Genomic DNA, 16981 nt, shown 5'->3' with positions numbered 1-16981 from the left:
AAGTTTGACTATCCGTCTGACCGGGAAGATCAGCGAAAAAAAAGGCGATGCATTTTCAGCATCGCCTCTGGTGACATCACCCGATTATCGGGCCTGTGGTTTCAATCTTTACAACGATTTATGGCAGCCTGTCGTATCAGAAAGTGTACTTAACGCCAAGCATCGCGGAGGTATCGCTGTAGCTGTTGTCGCCCACCTGCTGCGCAACGTTACCCCAGACCTGCAGTCGTGGCGTCACCTGCCCTTCCACACCCACTTTTAGTTCGCCAATATTGCGCGTGCCGCTGATTTCATCCGTGATGGAGCCCATCTGCACGGCCTGGTTATTGGTATTATGGATCCAGTTTGCCTCTACGAACGGCTGGAACTCACGCCCTTTACCGGCGTCTTTTTCCGCGTGCCCTTTCAGGTAAGCGCGAACGCCAAGACGGGTCATCAGATTGCCGTCAGTTTTATCTTTGACAACCGTTCCGTTATTTTCACGGTGGGTATCAGCCTGCACATCCATCCAGATAACCTGGGCTTTCGGCTGGATCCAGTAAGTTGCGTTCTCACTTTCACCGAACAGGAAGCTGTAACCGCCTTCCACAGACGCCGTGATACCGTCGGATTTGTAACTTTCGCTGGCCAGATGGTCACCGCGAACGGTGTTATCGAACCAGTTGTACAATACCCAGCTGTCCAGGTAGGTGCCGGTTTTATCGGCTTCGTTCGCATACCAGGTGGCGTACAGGCCAACGCTATAACCGTCTACAGAACCGCGAGAGGCATAGCCTGTCTGGCTATTACGGGTTTTGCTTTTCTGGTTGGCATAGCCCGCCATCGCGCCGAGATGCCAGCGGTCAAGGCCGTCACTGCTCCATTGCGCCAGGTCGCCGCCAATTTGCAGGACGTAGCGGTTTGCCGTGGTTTTCAACTGCCCGCTGGCGTCGTCGAAGCGAGTATGACCGCCCTCGTTGCGCATCCACATACTGGTGACTTTTTCTTCTCCGGTCAGCACGTCGGTGTACTGCGTCTCACCCAGACGGTCGTGCAGTCGGGTGATAAACATCGTGTTGGCTGCGTAATTGTTCGCCAGATAGCTGCCAAATTCCGGACGATACTGGTGCTCAACCGGCGTGGGTTCAGGCGCAGGCGGCGTCGGTGGTGTTGGAGGCTCCGGCGGCTCAGGAGGGTCAACCGGATCGACCGGGTCTGGCGGTGTCGGAGGCTCTGGCGGATCGACCGGATCGGGATCCGGTTCTTCCGGCGGATCCACAGGCGTCAGCTCACTGGTCAGGTACCAGTCACTGGCTTTTTTCACCACATCGTAGTCATACGCGCCCGCGACAATACGTCCGGCTTTGGTGAAGGTACCGTCAGAGTTCCCTGCGACCTCAACGATTTTGATACCGTCAACAGTCAGCTCGCCCATGCCGCCAATGTTGTTAATGCCGACGTTGGTATTGCCGGAGGTATCGCCCTGTACAATCAGCTTATCGGTAAATGAACTGTCGCCTTCCAGAACCGTGTTCAGTACCAGCAACGCGTTAGTACCAATATAGTTACCCATCACGGTCAACGTCTTGAAGGTGGTCTGATCGTCGCGGGATACGCCGTCAGGGCTGTAGCGCAGCGTCGCCTGATCCAGCGTCAGGTTAGTCAGCGTGGAGTCTTTGGTCATCGTCCACAGGCTGTCGCCGCCTTTCATGTTCAGGTTAACTTTTGACGTGGCGTCTACGCTGGACGAGCCGACGAACAGGGAAGTATCTGCCATATTCAGCGCCACGGTACCGCCATTGATGGCGTTGATATTGCCTTCAATATCAAACACGCCTTCGCTGTCGGTCAGCGCCGTTCTGTCGATGTTTAACCGGTCGGTCCTGAGATACGTATCGGCAATCTCCGGCACTGCCAGCGCCTGGCTGGCAATGATTGAATCAACGCCGTTGGCCTGAATCACATCGGCGCTGTCAGCCACTCTCAGCTTCGCGCCTCCCGCCAGATACACCGTACCCGGACGGATATTATCCGTGTAGGTACCTTGCTGTTCCGTAGAGGCGTAAATAGCGAATGCGTTGGTTCCCGTGGTTGAAATATCCACCCCGTCACCTAGCTGGATAAGGCCGCCCTTATTGGCGTAAACAGCATGCCCCGCTTTGGTGGTGGTAGAAATTTCAGAGTCATCGCCGATAAAGACATACGCATTACCTTTGGTGTTATGGCTTTTCCCTTGCAGAATATCCACAATCCCCATGCCGTTGGTATCTCTGTCCCGGTTACCGGCGTAAACAGCGTAGCCTTTACTGTCTGCCACATTCGCCGCAGTACCCGTGCCTGTGACTTTCAACACGTTTTTTCCGGCCAGGACAATAATGCTGTTTGCTCCCGCGTTCTGGAAGTTATTCGCCCGGACGGCAACGCCATCTTTTACCGCAATATTCGCAGATTCAGAGACATAAACCAGAGAGTCGTAGTTATTATTAAAATCGGACGCCGCATTAATGCCGTCAGCCGACGACCCCGTGGTTTCAATGGTTAAATTTCTGGCTTTAAAAAAGACCGCTTCGCTGTTGCCCCTAATCGCATCGGCAGCAGAACCGGACGTTTTAATAGTAATGTCTTTCAGACTTGGCGCATTCATGCCGTTCGTCTGTAGATAAACACCAAAGCCCCCGAGCGGGGATGTAGCGCCTGTCCCGGTGGTTGTGACGTTAATCAGATCGTAATCACCAAGGGGGGTAACACCTGCGTAATAATAAAGTACGTTGTTATGGTCCAGCGTCAGCTCCGCGTCTGCTATCGGAACATGGCCGCCTACAGCAATAAGCGCAACGGCAATGCTTAATGCCGTCTTATTAAAAAGCGCGCTCTTTTTCAGATCTTTATTCATGGTTTTCATATTTCCACCTTTTCCTTAACGTTTGTTTTTACACGTACTCGTCAGGAATCAGGACTCCGTTTTCTAATGAAAATAACTGCTTGAAAAAACCAAAGGTAAAAGGACCGCGCTCTTTAAATTAAAGCGACGCTGAACTTAAAAATTTATGCACCTTACCTTTTACGGCATAAATATCTTTAATTAATCGGGCTGTCAATGGGTCTTAAATAACGTAAATTAATATTCAGGAGGATTTTTTCTTAATTATTTGCATTATTCCTGGGCGTTTTTTTAGCCAAAATAGAAACAACGTTCCTAAAGCCAAATCAGCAAATAAATCAAAGAGTAAAAAAAGCATTTTTTGTAAAAAGAAGGGCGTTTTAGGAGTAATGTTTTTGACACCAGGATAATTATCAAAATCTGATTTTTGTGATAAAAAACCGCCGGGACGGCGGCGATTTTTCAGTAGTGTCTTCCGGAATGCTTACGTTCAAAACGGCTAACAGGATTTATCCCCAGCGGAATGTCAGGCTTCGCCTTGAAACTGCCATCGGCTCTCAATCACCAAAGGTGAATCCACACAGACTAACTGCGGAGTACGGTTAATGCCATCAGGAGCCTGCGTAAGTGGATTGACACAGGTCGCATCTGGCTGTTTATCAAACACCACAAGACTCTGCGCAGCAGATGTCATCAAAATACTTAACTTTCCGGGCCATTTCAGTCTGACGTTTACCCCGGACGTAAAACCAAAACAGTCATCCCATGGCCCTTCACGTGGGGGGATTCTGTTGCCTGTTGGCAGTTCATCATCGCCAGGCTCTTCCTGCCAGTCTGGCTGGAAAAGAACCTGTAATTCTTCGTCTTCGCGATGAGACGTTAGCCGTTTAGCAAACCAGGGATGCCACCCGGCAGACGCCGGAAACGTTTCTGATGCTGTGCGAATTTCCAGACGCAAAATCAGGGCATCCTCTTCCAGAGCGAGCGTTTGCAAAACTTCGCCTTGCCATGGCCATGGTGAGCCAAGCAGCATAGCGAGTTTTAAGGTATCTGCGGTTTGCTCCATCACCTTCCAACAGGAATAACAAGCCATTCCATGCAGTGCATGGGGCGGTTTATTGGCAGGTAATGTATAACTCTGCTCACCCACATTTATCGTGGCGTTACCCAGCCGCCCTGCCCAAGGAACCATCGGGAAACAACCATACTGAAACGCTCTTCGTTGCGGTTCCCACTGGCGCAGCACTTCATATCCAAATGCCTGTAATGATGTCATTCTGGCACCATCATGTGGATAAACCTGTAGACGGATGTTTCCTTTGTTCAGCGTGATAACATCGCCTACCGGTCCTGGCCATAGAGCATCAAAAGCCTGTTGCAACGCTTGTTGATGCGCGTGATTGCATTTATTTTTCATGAACTTGTTCTCTGATATAGCGGTAAGAAGAAAATCGTTTCTTAGCGTCTTTTTTATTGGGTGAATGCGGCTTAATGAGCCAGACGCAAATAAAAGAGAGGGCAGAAATGGCAAAAAGGAACAGAGCAACATACCAGGGTTTGCCGTTCCCCATCGCCAAAAGAGTGGAGGCAATAAGCGGGCTCATTCCCCCCAGAATAGCTGAGAATTGATACGCAAATGAAAGCCCGGTGTAACGGACGCGGGTACCAAACATGCGGGTAAATAATGTCGGCTGAACCGCAAACATCATCGTCGGGCCTAAGTTATAGCCCAGGATCATACAGCACCAGATAATAAGCGTACTCTTCGTGTCCAGCAGGAAGAAAAATGGAAACGCAAACAGAACGCAAAAACCCGCGCCAAACAGATACATTTTCCGCTGCCCAACGCGATCAGAGATCCAGCCAACCAGTGGGCAACACACGATGCCAATCGCCGAAGCAATAAGCATACCGGTTAAAGGGATATCACTTGATAAGGCCAACTGGCTGGAGATATAGACTATGCCAAAGGCATTGATGATATTGGACGAGACGCTCTCTGCCAGTCTGGCCCCCAGTGCCAGCATGATATTCCGCGGATGCTTGCGAAAGAGCTCAATGAGAGGCGGTGCCGTTTTCTCAGACGAGGTCGCCGTATTATGCTTTTTAAAATCCAGTGTTTCTTCTGTATGTAGTCGTATAAACATGCCGACGATTAACATCACAGCGGATAACCAGAAAGGAATACGCCAGCCCCAGGAAAGAAATTGTTCCTGCGTCAGAAAATGATTACAGAGCGCAAATACGCCCGTTGCCAACATAATGCCCACCGATGCCGCTGTTTGCGGCAATGAGCCTAAAAACCCACGTTTATGTTGGGGAGCAGACTCAATGGTCATTAATGCCGCGCCACCATATTCTCCTCCCAGGCCAAATCCCTGAATCAGACGCAGAATCATCAACGTAACAGGAGCCCAAATGCCGATCTCCTGATACGTTGGGATAAAGCCGATCAAAAACGTCGAGCTACCGACAATGCCCAATGTCCAGATAAGCGTTATTTTTCGCCCAACTTTATCGCCGAAGTGGCCAAAAACAATGCCGCCTAAAGGACGCGTCAGAAAACCCACACCAAAGGTTGCGAAGGCCGCAATCAAACCAATAAAAGGATCGCTGTCAGGGAAAAACAACGGTGCAAAAACCAGTCCTGCTGCCGTACCGAAAATAAAAAAGTCGTACCATTCCATTAGCGCACCAGCAAAACTGCCAAGCACAACGCGCCTCATGGCTTTGCCAGATAACCCTTCTTTCGGTACCAGTAATTCTTTAGCCATAATTTTCCTCTCCGGGTCGGCGAGAAAGCTACGGAACAAACCACGTCAAAGGTGGAGAGCGTTATTTATAAGCGCGTCGACGCTGGCCGACGCGCCTGATAATTATTTCTCCAGTTCTGCCAGTACCTCGGCATCTTCGGCATCAACGTTAGTCCCAAGAGGTTCCCACTTAATCAGTACGCAGGTCAGGAATCCAAGGAATGGCACCATGGCCAGCCAGTAGAAAGCCTCTGTCTTCAAGGCTCCCCACAGCATAGGCCAGAAGATTAGCCCGGCAATCGCCCCTGTTCTCATGATGGCCCTTGCAAATCCTACCCCCGTCGGGCGGATAGTCGGTGGATACGAGAGCGTGGCGATCGTCATCCCTAACCCGCCTGGCCCTGCGGAATGGAAGAAAATAATCGCCCCCAGAAGGGCCAAAGAAAGCCAAGGATTTGTGGTTGCCAGAGTACCGAGTGCCAGCAAGGCAATGGTCACGAGTGCAAACCCGTACATTGATTGCAAGCGTGTTCCCAAACGCTGGAGGATCAGCGAACCAATCATCCCCCCGGTGATGCCACACAGAGCATTCACGACAGCGGAGCCCGTTAGAGCACCGGTTAACCCGCCGCTCAGAATACCGGCCAATGTCAGCGGTAAATAAACACCCACCGCGTTATACTGCCAGGCCTGCATTGTGGCAACGACGCAACCCAAGATGGTGCGCTTGCGATAGCGCGAGTTGAACAGAATGCCATATCCCCCACGCAGCTTATTTTCCGTCTTTTCTGAAGTCTGGTTCTGCATGAGTGAGGGTGCGGCGACGCGTGCCTGAACACCATAGCGTTTGGCCAGAATGTCGCAGGCCTCTTCATATCGTCCTACCCGCGCCGCCCACATCGCGGACTCGCCAATAAAGAAGTAGCGGAGGAACATGATAATGACGGCAAAAATAGCGCCAATGAAGATCCCATAACGCCAAAGCTGCTCTTCTGCAATGCCAGAGAGAAGCAGCGGCAACAGAACGAGATAGACCACCGTGGTGGAGACATACCAGGCCATTTGCCAGAGATTAACGGATGAGCCTGTTTTCTTCGACGTAGACCCGCGAAGTTCCGCAACTGCATTTGTCGCCAGAGGGAAATCTATTCCCAGGCCAAATCCCATAATTACGCGGCATACCAGCACCCACCAGATATTGGGGGCTATTGCTACCGCCGCTGCGCCTATCGTGCATAAACCCATTCCGATGATAAATGCGCGTTTTTGCCCAAAACGGTTTATTACCCGGTTGGCTAATAAACCGCCAATCAGCGCCGCAACTAAAACAGAGGCGTTAACGGTGGCGGCGAGGCCAGGGGAAATACCGAATTGCGCCGCGATGTATTTGTTACCAAATCCGACCATCGCAGCCTGATAAGCGTCAATGAGAATGCCACCCAGCGCGATAAAAATAACGCCAGCACTGGTATTGACTGCTGAATTTTTATTAACAATATCAATCACATCCTGAGGACGACTGATTGAATAAGGTGCAGGACTGGTGATGTCACTCATCGCAGTATCCTTTTTCATTGTTGTAGGGTGGCGCTGCTGTGATGCAGCGCCAGACAGAGGCTTAAGGTATTAATCTTCAGCAAATTGCAGCATGACTTTTATTGAGTCATTTTGCTGCGCACGTTCAAATGCTTTGGCAGCCTCGCCAACCGGGAACAGATCCGTCACCAGTTCACGGGTATCAAAGCGACCATCCGCAAGCCACTCAATCACGACATCAAAATCTTCCGGGATGTACATACCGGAATTGAGCAGATCGCGTTCGAAACGCTGCATCATCGGCAAAGGAATCTCACGAGGACCACTTGGTACGCCCATGCAGACGACCGTTCCACCCGCATAAACACGCGTACAGGCATCATTCAGGGTGGTCTGCGCGGCAACCACATCGATCGCCCCGGTGAAACGAACCTGTGGGTCAAGCTCACCTGGAGCCCAGACTTCTGCTGCCCCCAGTTTTTGTGCAAGCGCACGTTTAGCCGCATCCGGTTCAATGACGGTGATTTTCCCGGCCCCCATGATGCGCAGAGCCTGAACAATGGAAAGCCCGATTGTGCCTGCACCAATCACTAATACGCTCTCCAGCGAGGCTTCAGGCATACGATTGACGCAATGACGGGCACAGGCTGCGGGTTCAGCGAAGGCCAGAACTTTCAGGGGCAGAGAGGCAGGGGCGACATGGCAATTTCGGGCCGGAACAATATGCTGCGAGCGTGCAAAACCTGGTGCACGAAAACCCGCGACCTGCGGGGGTTCACAGAGATTGAAACGACCCGCTTTACAGGCACGGCATTCCATGCAAGCCATAATCGGATCGACTACGACATGATCGCCCGGTTTCACGTTCGTCACTTCACTTCCGACTTCCGTTACGCGTGCCGCAATTTCGTGCCCCGGCACAACAGGCGGTTTTGCGAACGGATGCCCCCCTTTCAGGACATGCAGGTCTGACCCACAAATACCATAGAACACCGGGGCAATGCGGACTTCATGGGGATTAAGCTGCTGGTGTGGCGCTTCGACATATTGGGTAGTGACTTTCCCAATATCAGAAAACAAAACCTGAGTAATTTTATCCATAATCATTCTCCAAATTCGTTATGAACTGGTGATTAGCGTTGAGTCATCCCTTCATCCACGATCTCCGCTAAACGTTGTAACCGTGGAACAGATACATCACGCAACATAGTTTGAGGATCCTGGGCGCCGATGACCGAAGCCCATACGGCACGCCCTGCAAGGAATCCGCTCGCGCCACCTTTAATTGCAATACGAACTGCGCGGCCAAATATATCCGCATCAACACCAGAGGAGAGAATGACCCATGGCATTTTCATTTGATCGTTCAGTTTTTGACACGCCGCCAGAAGCATCTGTTCGTCCCCTTTGCCGCCTAATGGCATCTCTGCTTTGTAGAGATCGGCGCCGGTGCCGCCTAACTCAGCCGCAGCAGCCACAATGGCGTTTTCCCTATCAAACTCCCAGCCACGACGCGGTGGACGCACGACGGGTTCAATAATGCTGACCAGACCAGCGCTGCGGCAGCGCTGTACGAATTCATTCACCATATCAAGACGCGCTTGCGCAGGTTCGTCTTCACGCCAAAGTACCAGCAGCTTCATTGCTTTTGCGCCCATTTTACGAGCCTGTTCGGGGTCAACAGCGGTATCAATTTCAACACTATCAACCGGTATACCATTGCCCGGTACGAAATGGTCAGCCGCTACGATCAGGCCACATGTATCCGCTACAGCCCCCTGCGCAACAATTTGATCGAGGCAGAATTGTTTATCAGCGAGAACAGCGGAAGCATAAGGAGACAGGATGCGCGTTGCCGCAACCTTAAAGTCCGTCAATACGCTATCGGCAACGGGTGTGGGATGTCCGGCTGCTGCAAACATCAGGCGCATCGCTTCACGCTGATCAACCGCCAGCATGGCGAATCCACCACCGGGGCGGGAAATATCTTTCAGCGTGTATGGGGTGTTATGGGAAGACATAGTAACTCCTGTGAATGTTTATAGCCTTAAAGTGAGTCCGGGCGGCCCGCCTGCTGACGAACCTGAGATAACAATGCGCTCCAGTCCTGACGACCCCTGCCGTTTTCGCTGGCACTGGCATAGTAGGTTTCTGCTGCTACGCCCATATTGAGCGGCGCACCTGTCTGATGAGCGACATCAACTGCGATACGCAGATCCTTCAACGCAAGATCCACCATAAATGCCGGACTAAGGTCTCCTTTCAGTACTTTCCCCGGCCATGTGGTAGTAAAATGTCCTTTGCCTGCGGCGGTACCACTCATCACCTTAATTGCCACATCGAGGCTTAGCCCCAGAGACTCACAAAGGACAGCGGCCTCTGCTGATAAGGCATTCAATGCAATGCTCATGTAGTTATTGATAAGCTTCACGCGGATCCCCATGCCTGGGCCACCCGCCTCTACCAGTTCATTACCCATACACAGTAGAATGGGGCGCGCGCGTTCGACCTGCTCAGGTGTACCACCAGCCAGAATTAACAGTGTGCCGTCAATGGCGTTAACGGATGTCCTGCCAACAGGTGCATCCATCATGCTGATGCCCCTCTCTTTCATCTCGTGAATCAGCGCATCGGTCTGCAATGGGTGAATAGTGGACATATCAATGACCAGCGCATCATCAGACAGGGATTCGCATACTCCCTCTTCCCCAAACAGAACTTGCCGAACGACGTCGCCATTTGGCAGCATGGTGATCACAACAGCAGCATCTTTGGCGGCGTCAGCTGGCGTTTGCGCCGCAATGGCCCCTTTTTTCACCGCCTCCTCCACAGCCTGCGGATTCAGGTCAAACACACGTAAGGTATGTCCTTTCTGTAAGAGATTGCTGGCCATTGGGCTACCCATCTGCCCCAACCCTAAAAATGCGATAGTTGTCATGAACGCTCTCCAGTCTCTGGTTGGCAAAATAATTACACATAAAGTTCTTTTTCGTCTATTTTTGAGCATATTTGTAATTTATGATGAAAAACGAGACTAGCGTCACCAATTTGATCATTTATGTCATTAAAATAAACAAAAGACGACAGCCTTACACAGGACTAAACAGATATGACCAGAATCGCATGCGTTGGGATCACCGTTCAGGATCGGATTTACTCTCTTAATCACCTGCCTGAGGGTGGAGGGAAATATCAGTCAAATCACTATATGGAGACCGGAGGCGGCCCGGCAGCCACGGCGGCGGTAGCTATTGCCAGGCTCGGCGTTGAAGTGGATTTTATCGGGCGAGTGGGTGACGATAGTTGTGGGAGTACGTTACTTAATGAGCTTCAGGGTTGGGGAGTAAATACCACATATTGCCGTCAGTACCCGAATGCCCGTTCTTCGCAGTCAGCCATTCTGGTTGATCAAGATGGCGAGCGGATCATCGTGAACTATCCGAGCCCTGACCTGAAAACCGATGCGCAATGGCTGGAATCGATCGATTTCACACGTTACGACATTGTTCTGGCTGATGTTCGCTGGCATGAGGGAACGTTAAAAGCTTTTACTCTGGCTCGTGCAGCGGGCGTCATGACCGTCCTGGATGCGGATATGACGCCGCAAGACATCGCCCCACTGGTCGCTCTCGCCGATCATGCCGTATTTTCTGCGCCTGGACTGAAGCGAATGACCGGACGGGAAGATGCCGAACAAGGGCTGAAACACGCGGCGAAACATACCGACGGCAAAGTCTATGTCACACAGGGTAATGAAGGATCGTTATGGATTGAAAATGAGCGTTTGTGTCATCTTCCCGCCTTTTCTGTCAAGGTTGTCGACACGACTGGCGCTGGGGACGTGTTTCATGGCGCAATGGCAGTAGCATTGGCGGAAAAAATGCCGACTGAACAGGCTATTCGCTTCGCCAGTGCGGTCGCCGCAATGAAATGTACACAGGCGGGTGGACGGGCCGGAATTCCTAATCGTGAGCAAACCGAATCATTTTTGTCACTTTATGCGTAAAATAGCCTGCATCGACGAAGAGACGTACAGGAGTATTCATGAGCATCACTGAAGTCACCGGGAACCCACGACACGATCAGCTTATTCATTACATTGCAGAACGCGGCTATATGAATATCGAAGAGTTAGCACAGTTGCTGGATGTGTCCACGCAAACCGTGCGCCGGGATATTCGTAAGCTAAGTGAGCAAGGGCTCATCACTCGCCATCATGGTGGGGCAGGACGGGTTTCCAGCATCATGAATACGGCTTTTGAACAACGGGAACTCTCACTGACACAGGAAAAGCGAGCGATTGCAGAAGCCGTTGCAGACTATCTTCCGGAACGTTGCACCGTATTTATCACTATTGGTACGACGGTAGAAGCCGTTGCCCGCGCCTTGCTCCATCGCCGTGATCTTCGCATCATTACAAACAGCCTGCGGGTGGCGCAAATCCTGTATAAAAACCAGGATATTGAAGTGATGGTGCCCGGTGGGACATTACGCGCGCATAATGGCGGGATTGTGGGGCCGGGTGCTGAGAATTTTATTGCTGGATTCAGAGCCGACTACCTGATTACCAGTATCGGGGCTATCGAACAGGACGGAACACTGCTGGAATTTGATGTTAATGAAGCCCTTGTGGCGAAGACGATGATCAAGCATGCGCGAAATACCTTGCTGGTTGCCGATCATACTAAATTCACCGCATCTGCCGCAGTGTCTATCGGTAATGCACGCCACGTGCGGGCTTTTTTTACAGATGCCCCACCGCCAAATACTTTCAAGCATCTGCTCAATGAAGAGAACGTTGAGCTGGTCATTGCCGAACAGGATGATGCCTGATTTTACAGAGATAAAAAAAAGCCGCTGAATTTCAGCGGCTTTTTTTCATTTTTGCTTGCCGGACGATGCCCGGTTTACCCATTACACGCCCGATGCGCTAGCAGGCATTTGGCGGGATTACTCTTCTTTCGGACCGCGCATCGCGCGACGGCGATCGTTTTCCGTCAGATGACGCTTACGAATACGGATAGACTGTGGCGTCACTTCTACCAGTTCGTCGTCATCGATGAATTCCAGCGCCTGCTCCAGGGTCATCTTAACCGGCGGAACCAGAACCGTTGCTTCGTCCGTACCGGACGCACGCATGTTGGTCAGTTTCTTACCGGTCAGGCAGTTTACCGTCAGGTCGTTGGAGCGGCTGTGAATACCGATGATTTGGCCTTCATAAACTTCCGCACCGTGTCCCAGGAACAGCTTACCGCGATCCTGCAGACCGAACAGCGCAAACGCCACCGCCTTACCCTGACCGTTGGAGATCAGTACGCCGTTGTTACGCTGGCCCACTTCACCCGGACGCACGTCGTCGTAGTGGCTGAAGGTGGAGTACAGCAGACCGGTACCGGACGTCATGGTCATGAATTCGGAACGGAAGCCGATCAGGCCACGGCTTGGGATCACGTAGTCGAGACGCACGCGGCCTTTGCCATCCGGATTCATGTTTTTCAGGTCGCCTTTACGCTCGCCCAGCGCCTGCATCACGGAACCCTGGTGCTGTTCTTCAACGTCCAGCGTCACGTTCTCGAACGGCTCTTGTTTACGGCCATCGATTTCACGGAAGATAACTTTCGGACGGGAAACCGCCATTTCGAAACCTTCACGACGCATGTTTTCGATAAGAACGGACAGGTGCAGTTCACCGCGACCGGATACACGGAACGCGTCCGCATCTTCGGTTTCTTCAACGCGCAGCGCAACGTTGTGTACCAGTTCTTTGTTCAGGCGGTCAAGGATCTGACGAGAGGTAACGTATTTACCTTCTTTACCACAGAATGGCGAGGTGTTGACGTTGAAGAACATGGTGACAGTCGGTTCGTCAACAGACAGCGCAGGCAGCGCTTCCACATTCTGCGGATCGCAAATGGTGTCAGAGATGTTCAGCTCACCCAGACCGGTGATAGCAATGATGTCGCCTGCTTCCGCCAGATCGCTGTCGATACGCTCCAGACCCAGGTGAGTCAGCACTTTACCGACTTTACCGTTACGGGTTTTACCTTCGCTATCAATGATAGTGATCTGCTGGTTCGGCTTCACTTTGCCGCGTTTGATACGGCCAATGCCGATAACGCCAACGTAGTTGTTGTAGTCGAGCTGGGAGATCTGCATCTGGAACGGACCGTCAAGGTCAACGTCCGGCGCAGGTACGTGGTCAACGATCGCCTGGTACAGCGGAGTCATGTCTTCCGCCATATCTTCGTGATCCAGACCAGCGATACCGTTCAGGGCGGATGCGTAAATGATCGGGAAGTCCAGCTGTTCGTCGGTCGCGTCAAGGTTTACAAACAGGTCGAATACCTGATCGACAACCCAGTCCGGACGCGCGCCAGGACGGTCAACTTTGTTGATAACCACGATAGGCTTCAGGCCATGAGCAAAGGCTTTTTTGGTCACGAAGCGCGTCTGCGGCATCGGGCCGTCAAATGCGTCAACCACCAGCAGCACGGAGTCGACCATGGACATGACACGCTCAACTTCACCACCGAAGTCTGCGTGCCCAGGGGTATCAACGATGTTGATACGGTAATCATTCCATTTAATAGCGGTGTTTTTCGCGAGGATAGTAATCCCACGCTCTTTCTCCAAATCGTTGGAGTCCATCACACGCTCTTGAGTTTCGGCACGAGAGTCGAACGTACCGGATTGCTGCAGCAGCTTATCAACCAGGGTAGTTTTACCATGGTCAACGTGCGCGATGATGGCGATGTTACGCAAATTTTCGATCACAACTTTGCCTCAGGCATTAGAAATAGCGCGTTATTGTACACGGATTAATCGCACTACAAAACAGGATCACAAACATCCTCCGCAAACAAGTATTGCAGAGTTTCTTTGTGATCGCTTTCACGGAGCGTTAAAAGGGTTATTCATTGTGCATTGCACCAACATGGTGCTTAATGTTCACATTAAAGCACTATTTTGGTGCAACATACGCAGTATGGTGCAGCCCTTTTGCACGATGGTGCGCATGATAACGCCTTTTAGGGGCAATTTAAAAGTTGGCACAGATTTCGCTTTATCATTTTTACGGCGACACGGCCAAATGATGAAAGAATTGAACACCTCGTTTCCACGACGACCATGACCAATCTGGAGAGTTAAGTATGTCCGCTGAACACGTTTTGACGATGCTGAATGAGCACGAAGTGAAGTTTGTCGATCTGCGCTTCACTGATACCAAAGGTAAAGAACAGCACGTCACAATCCCTGCTCATCAGGTGAATGCCGAATTCTTTGAAGAAGGCAAAATGTTTGACGGCTCCTCGATTGGTGGCTGGAAAGGTATCAACGAATCTGACATGGTGCTGATGCCGGACGCCTCTACTGCGGTTATCGACCCGTTCTTCGCAGACTCTACCTTGATCATTCGTTGTGACATCCTGGAACCGGGTACGCTGCAGGGCTATGACCGCGATCCGCGTTCTATCGCCAAGCGCGCGGAAGACTACCTGCGTTCTACCGGCATCGCCGACACGGTGCTGTTCGGGCCAGAACCGGAATTCTTCCTGTTTGACGACATCCGTTTCGGCAGCTCTATCTCCGGTTCCCATGTCGCTATTGACGATATCGAAGGCGCCTGGAACTCTGCCACCCAGTATGAAGGCGGCAACAAAGGCCACCGTCCGGCAGTGAAAGGCGGTTACTTCCCGGTCCCGCCAGTAGACTCCGCTCAGGATATCCGTTCTGAAATGTGCCTGGTGATGGAGCAGATGGGTCTGGTCGTTGAAGCGCACCACCATGAAGTGGCAACCGCAGGTCAGAACGAAGTGGCAACCCGCTTCAATACCATGACCAAAAAAGCGGACGAAATTCAGATTTACAAATATGTGGTTCACAACGTTGCGCACCGCTTCGGTAAAACCGCGACCTTTATGCCAAAACCGATGTTCGGTGATAACGGTTCCGGGATGCACTGCCACATGTCGCTGTCGAAAAACGGCACCAACCTGTTCTCTGGCGACAAGTATGCCGGTCTGTCCGAGCAGGCGCTGTACTACATCGGCGGCGTGATCAAACACGCGAAAGCGATCAACGCGCTGGCGAACCCGACCACCAACTCCTACAAGCGTCTGGTTCCGGGCTACGAAGCGCCAGTCATGCTGGCCTATTCCGCGCGTAACCGTTCCGCATCTATCCGTATCCCGGTAGTGGCTTCTCCGAAAGCGCGTCGTATCGAAGTGCGCTTCCCGGACCCGGCGGCGAACCCGTACCTGTGCTTTGCCGCCCTGCTGATGGCGGGTCTTGACGGTATCAAGAACAAGATCCACCCAGGCGAAGCGATGGACAAAAACCTGTACGACCTGCCGCCGGAAGAAGCGAAAGAGATCCCGCAGGTTGCTGGTTCTCTGGAAGAAGCCCTCAACGAGCTGGATCTGGACCGCGAGTTCCTGAAAGCGGGTGGCGTCTTTACCGATGAAGCTATCGATGCCTACATCGCCCTGCGCCGCGAAGAAAACGACCGCGTACGCATGACGCCGCACCCGGTAGAGTTTGAGCTGTACTACAGCGTTTAATCGTTTTAAGTTGCCGTGGAAACTTTTGCCTGCTCCGGCAGGTTTAAGACTGATGTCGACCCTCATCGCCGCCATTTGGCGTGAAGGTTGTCAGCAATCTGTAGCCCATCATCTGATGGGCTTTTTTCTCCGCCAACAACCTGATCCTTCGCGCTTTTTCTGCGTAAAAGCTATAATGCACTAAAATGGTGCAGACTGTCAGGAGACTGCTGTATGGCAACAGGCACGCCGCCCGATGCTGGGCAGATCCTCAATTCGCTTATCAACAGCATCTTGCTGGTCGACGATGAGCTGGCGGTACACTACGCCAACCCGGCTGCTCAGCAGTTGCTCGCTCAAAGCTCACGCAAACTGTTTGGTACGCCGCTTCCTGAACTCCTGAGCTACTTCTCCTTAAATCTTGAACTCATGCGTGAGAGTTTAGAGGCGGGACAAGGTTTTACGGATAACGAAGTGACGCTGGTGATTGACGGGCGTTCGCATATTCTTTCCGTCACCGCGCAGCGTATGCCGGACGGCCAGATTTTACTGGAGATGGCGCCGATGGATAATCAGCGCCGTCTGAGCCAGGAGCAGCTTCAGCACGCTCAGCAGGTCGCCGCACGCGATCTGGTACGTGGGCTGGCCCATGAGATAAAAAACCCGCTCGGCGGCTTACGCGGCGCGGCGCAACTGTTGAGTAAAGCCCTGCCTGACCCGGCGCTGCTGGAATACACCAAAGTGATCATTGAGCAGGCCGACAGGCTGCGTAACCTGGTCGACCGGTTGTTAGGCCCGCAGATGCCAGGCACCCATGTCACAGAGAGTATTCATAAGGTGGCGGAGCGTGTGGTAGCGCTGGTGTCGATGGAGCTACCGGATAACGTCACGCTGATCCGCGATTACGACCCCAGCCTGCCGGAGTTGCCGCACGACCCGGAGCAGATAGAACAGGTGCTGTTGAATATTGTTCGCAACGCATTACAGGCGCTGGGACCGGAGGGCGGAGAGATCGTGCTGCGCACCCGTACCGCCTTCCAGCTTACGCTGCACGGCGAGCGCTACCGTCTGGCGGCGCGTATTGACGTGGAAGACAACGGGCCGGGGATCCCTTCCCATTTACAGGACACGTTGTTTTATCCGATGGTCAGCGGTCGCGAAGGCGGCACCGGGCTGGGCTTATCCATCGCCCGCAATTTGATCGATCAACATTCCGGCAAAATTGAATTTACCAGTTGGCCAGGGCACACCGAGTTTTCGGTTTATCTGCCTATCAGGAAATAAGGTGACGT

At 52.2% G+C, this 16981-nt stretch carries 12 protein-coding genes; 4 read left to right on the top strand and 8 right to left on the bottom strand.

Annotated features, from left to right (window positions below; genetic code table 11):
* Nucleotides 1–136 precede the first annotated feature (136 nt).
* The 7 genes from CSE01S_RS20300 to yihU all read right to left on the bottom strand — a co-directional run bounded on the left by CSE01S_RS20300 (nt 137) and on the right by yihU (nt 10087).
* A complete protein-coding gene (locus tag CSE01S_RS20300; RefSeq protein WP_042292449.1) occupies nt 137–2881 on the bottom strand; it encodes an autotransporter outer membrane beta-barrel domain-containing protein in 2745 nt (914 codons plus the stop codon).
* Between the two features lie 505 nt (nt 2882–3386).
* Nucleotides 3387–4277 carry an aldose epimerase family protein gene (locus tag CSE01S_RS20295; protein ID WP_042292447.1) on the bottom strand — a complete coding sequence of 297 codons (891 nt, stop codon included), beginning with the start codon at nt 4275–4277 and terminating at the stop codon, nt 3387–3389.
* Nucleotides 4267–5634 carry an MFS transporter gene (locus CSE01S_RS20290; protein ID WP_042292445.1) on the bottom strand — a complete coding sequence of 456 codons (1368 nt, stop codon included), beginning with the start codon at nt 5632–5634 and terminating at the stop codon, nt 4267–4269. Before CSE01S_RS20290 ends, CSE01S_RS20295 begins: the two co-directional genes overlap by 11 nt.
* A gap of 102 nt (nt 5635–5736) precedes the next feature.
* Nucleotides 5737–7170, bottom strand: a complete 1434-nt coding sequence (locus CSE01S_RS20285) for an MFS transporter (RefSeq protein ID WP_042292442.1) — start codon at nt 7168–7170, stop codon at nt 5737–5739.
* 69 nt (nt 7171–7239) lie between these two features.
* Nucleotides 7240–8250, bottom strand: coding sequence for a zinc-dependent alcohol dehydrogenase (locus tag CSE01S_RS20280; RefSeq protein WP_042292678.1), 1011 nt, complete (start codon nt 8248–8250; stop codon nt 7240–7242).
* A 32-nt stretch (nt 8251–8282) separates the two neighbouring features.
* A complete protein-coding gene (locus CSE01S_RS20275; RefSeq protein ID WP_042292440.1) occupies nt 8283–9170 on the bottom strand; it encodes an aldolase in 888 nt (295 codons plus the stop codon).
* 26 nt (nt 9171–9196) lie between these two features.
* A complete protein-coding gene (gene yihU / locus CSE01S_RS20270) occupies nt 9197–10087 on the bottom strand; it encodes a sulfolactaldehyde 3-reductase (RefSeq protein ID WP_042292436.1) in 891 nt (296 codons plus the stop codon).
* A gap of 171 nt (nt 10088–10258) precedes the next feature.
* On the opposite strand from yihU, the gene CSE01S_RS20265 reads away from it, so the two are divergent.
* On the top strand, nt 10259–11155 hold the full coding sequence (locus CSE01S_RS20265; RefSeq protein ID WP_042292434.1) for a sugar kinase: 897 nt from the start codon (nt 10259–10261) through the stop codon (nt 11153–11155).
* 38 nt (nt 11156–11193) lie between these two features.
* A complete protein-coding gene (locus CSE01S_RS20260; RefSeq protein WP_042292431.1) occupies nt 11194–11982 on the top strand; it encodes a DeoR/GlpR family DNA-binding transcription regulator in 789 nt (262 codons plus the stop codon).
* 117 nt (nt 11983–12099) lie between these two features.
* On the opposite strand, the gene typA is transcribed toward CSE01S_RS20260, so the two are convergent.
* Nucleotides 12100–13923, bottom strand: a complete 1824-nt coding sequence (typA, locus tag CSE01S_RS20255; RefSeq protein ID WP_042292429.1) for a ribosome-dependent GTPase TypA — start codon at nt 13921–13923, stop codon at nt 12100–12102.
* 377 nt (nt 13924–14300) lie between these two features.
* Here typA and glnA point away from each other — a divergent pair, with 377 nt between their 5' ends.
* A complete protein-coding gene (gene glnA, locus CSE01S_RS20250; RefSeq protein ID WP_042292427.1) occupies nt 14301–15710 on the top strand; it encodes a glutamate--ammonia ligase in 1410 nt (469 codons plus the stop codon).
* Between the two features lie 213 nt (nt 15711–15923).
* Nucleotides 15924–16973 (top strand): nitrogen regulation protein NR(II), encoded by a 1050-nt coding sequence (gene glnL, locus CSE01S_RS20245; RefSeq protein WP_042292424.1) that lies wholly within the window; start codon nt 15924–15926, stop codon nt 16971–16973.
* Nucleotides 16974–16981: the final 8 nt, after the last annotated feature.

This window comes from Citrobacter sedlakii NBRC 105722 (assembly GCF_000759835.1).
GTDB classification, from domain to species: domain Bacteria; phylum Pseudomonadota; class Gammaproteobacteria; order Enterobacterales; family Enterobacteriaceae; genus Citrobacter_A; species Citrobacter_A sedlakii.
Note: the sequence above shows the minus strand (reverse complement) of the source record. Positions and strands in the feature narration are given on the sequence as shown.

Excerpts from the sequence above, each read along its gene's own strand:
- CSE01S_RS20295 (WP_042292447.1), bottom strand. The coding sequence starts at position 4,277 with ATGAAAAATAAATGCAATCACGCGCATCAACAAGCGTTGCAACAGGCT.
- CSE01S_RS20265 (WP_042292434.1), top strand. The coding sequence starts at position 10,259 with ATGACCAGAATCGCATGCGTTGGGATCACCGTTCAGGATCGGATTTAC.
- CSE01S_RS20280 (WP_042292678.1), bottom strand. The coding sequence starts at position 8,250 with ATGGATAAAATTACTCAGGTTTTGTTTTCTGATATTGGGAAAGTCACT.
- CSE01S_RS20260 (WP_042292431.1), top strand. The coding sequence starts at position 11,194 with ATGAGCATCACTGAAGTCACCGGGAACCCACGACACGATCAGCTTATT.
- CSE01S_RS20275 (WP_042292440.1), bottom strand. The coding sequence starts at position 9,170 with ATGTCTTCCCATAACACCCCATACACGCTGAAAGATATTTCCCGCCCC.
- CSE01S_RS20290 (WP_042292445.1), bottom strand. The coding sequence starts at position 5,634 with ATGGCTAAAGAATTACTGGTACCGAAAGAAGGGTTATCTGGCAAAGCC.
- CSE01S_RS20300 (WP_042292449.1), bottom strand. The coding sequence starts at position 2,881 with ATGAAAACCATGAATAAAGATCTGAAAAAGAGCGCGCTTTTTAATAAG.
- glnA (WP_042292427.1), top strand. The coding sequence starts at position 14,301 with ATGTCCGCTGAACACGTTTTGACGATGCTGAATGAGCACGAAGTGAAG.
- yihU (WP_042292436.1), bottom strand. The coding sequence starts at position 10,087 with ATGACAACTATCGCATTTTTAGGGTTGGGGCAGATGGGTAGCCCAATG.
- glnL (WP_042292424.1), top strand. The coding sequence starts at position 15,924 with ATGGCAACAGGCACGCCGCCCGATGCTGGGCAGATCCTCAATTCGCTT.
- CSE01S_RS20285 (WP_042292442.1), bottom strand. The coding sequence starts at position 7,170 with ATGAGTGACATCACCAGTCCTGCACCTTATTCAATCAGTCGTCCTCAG.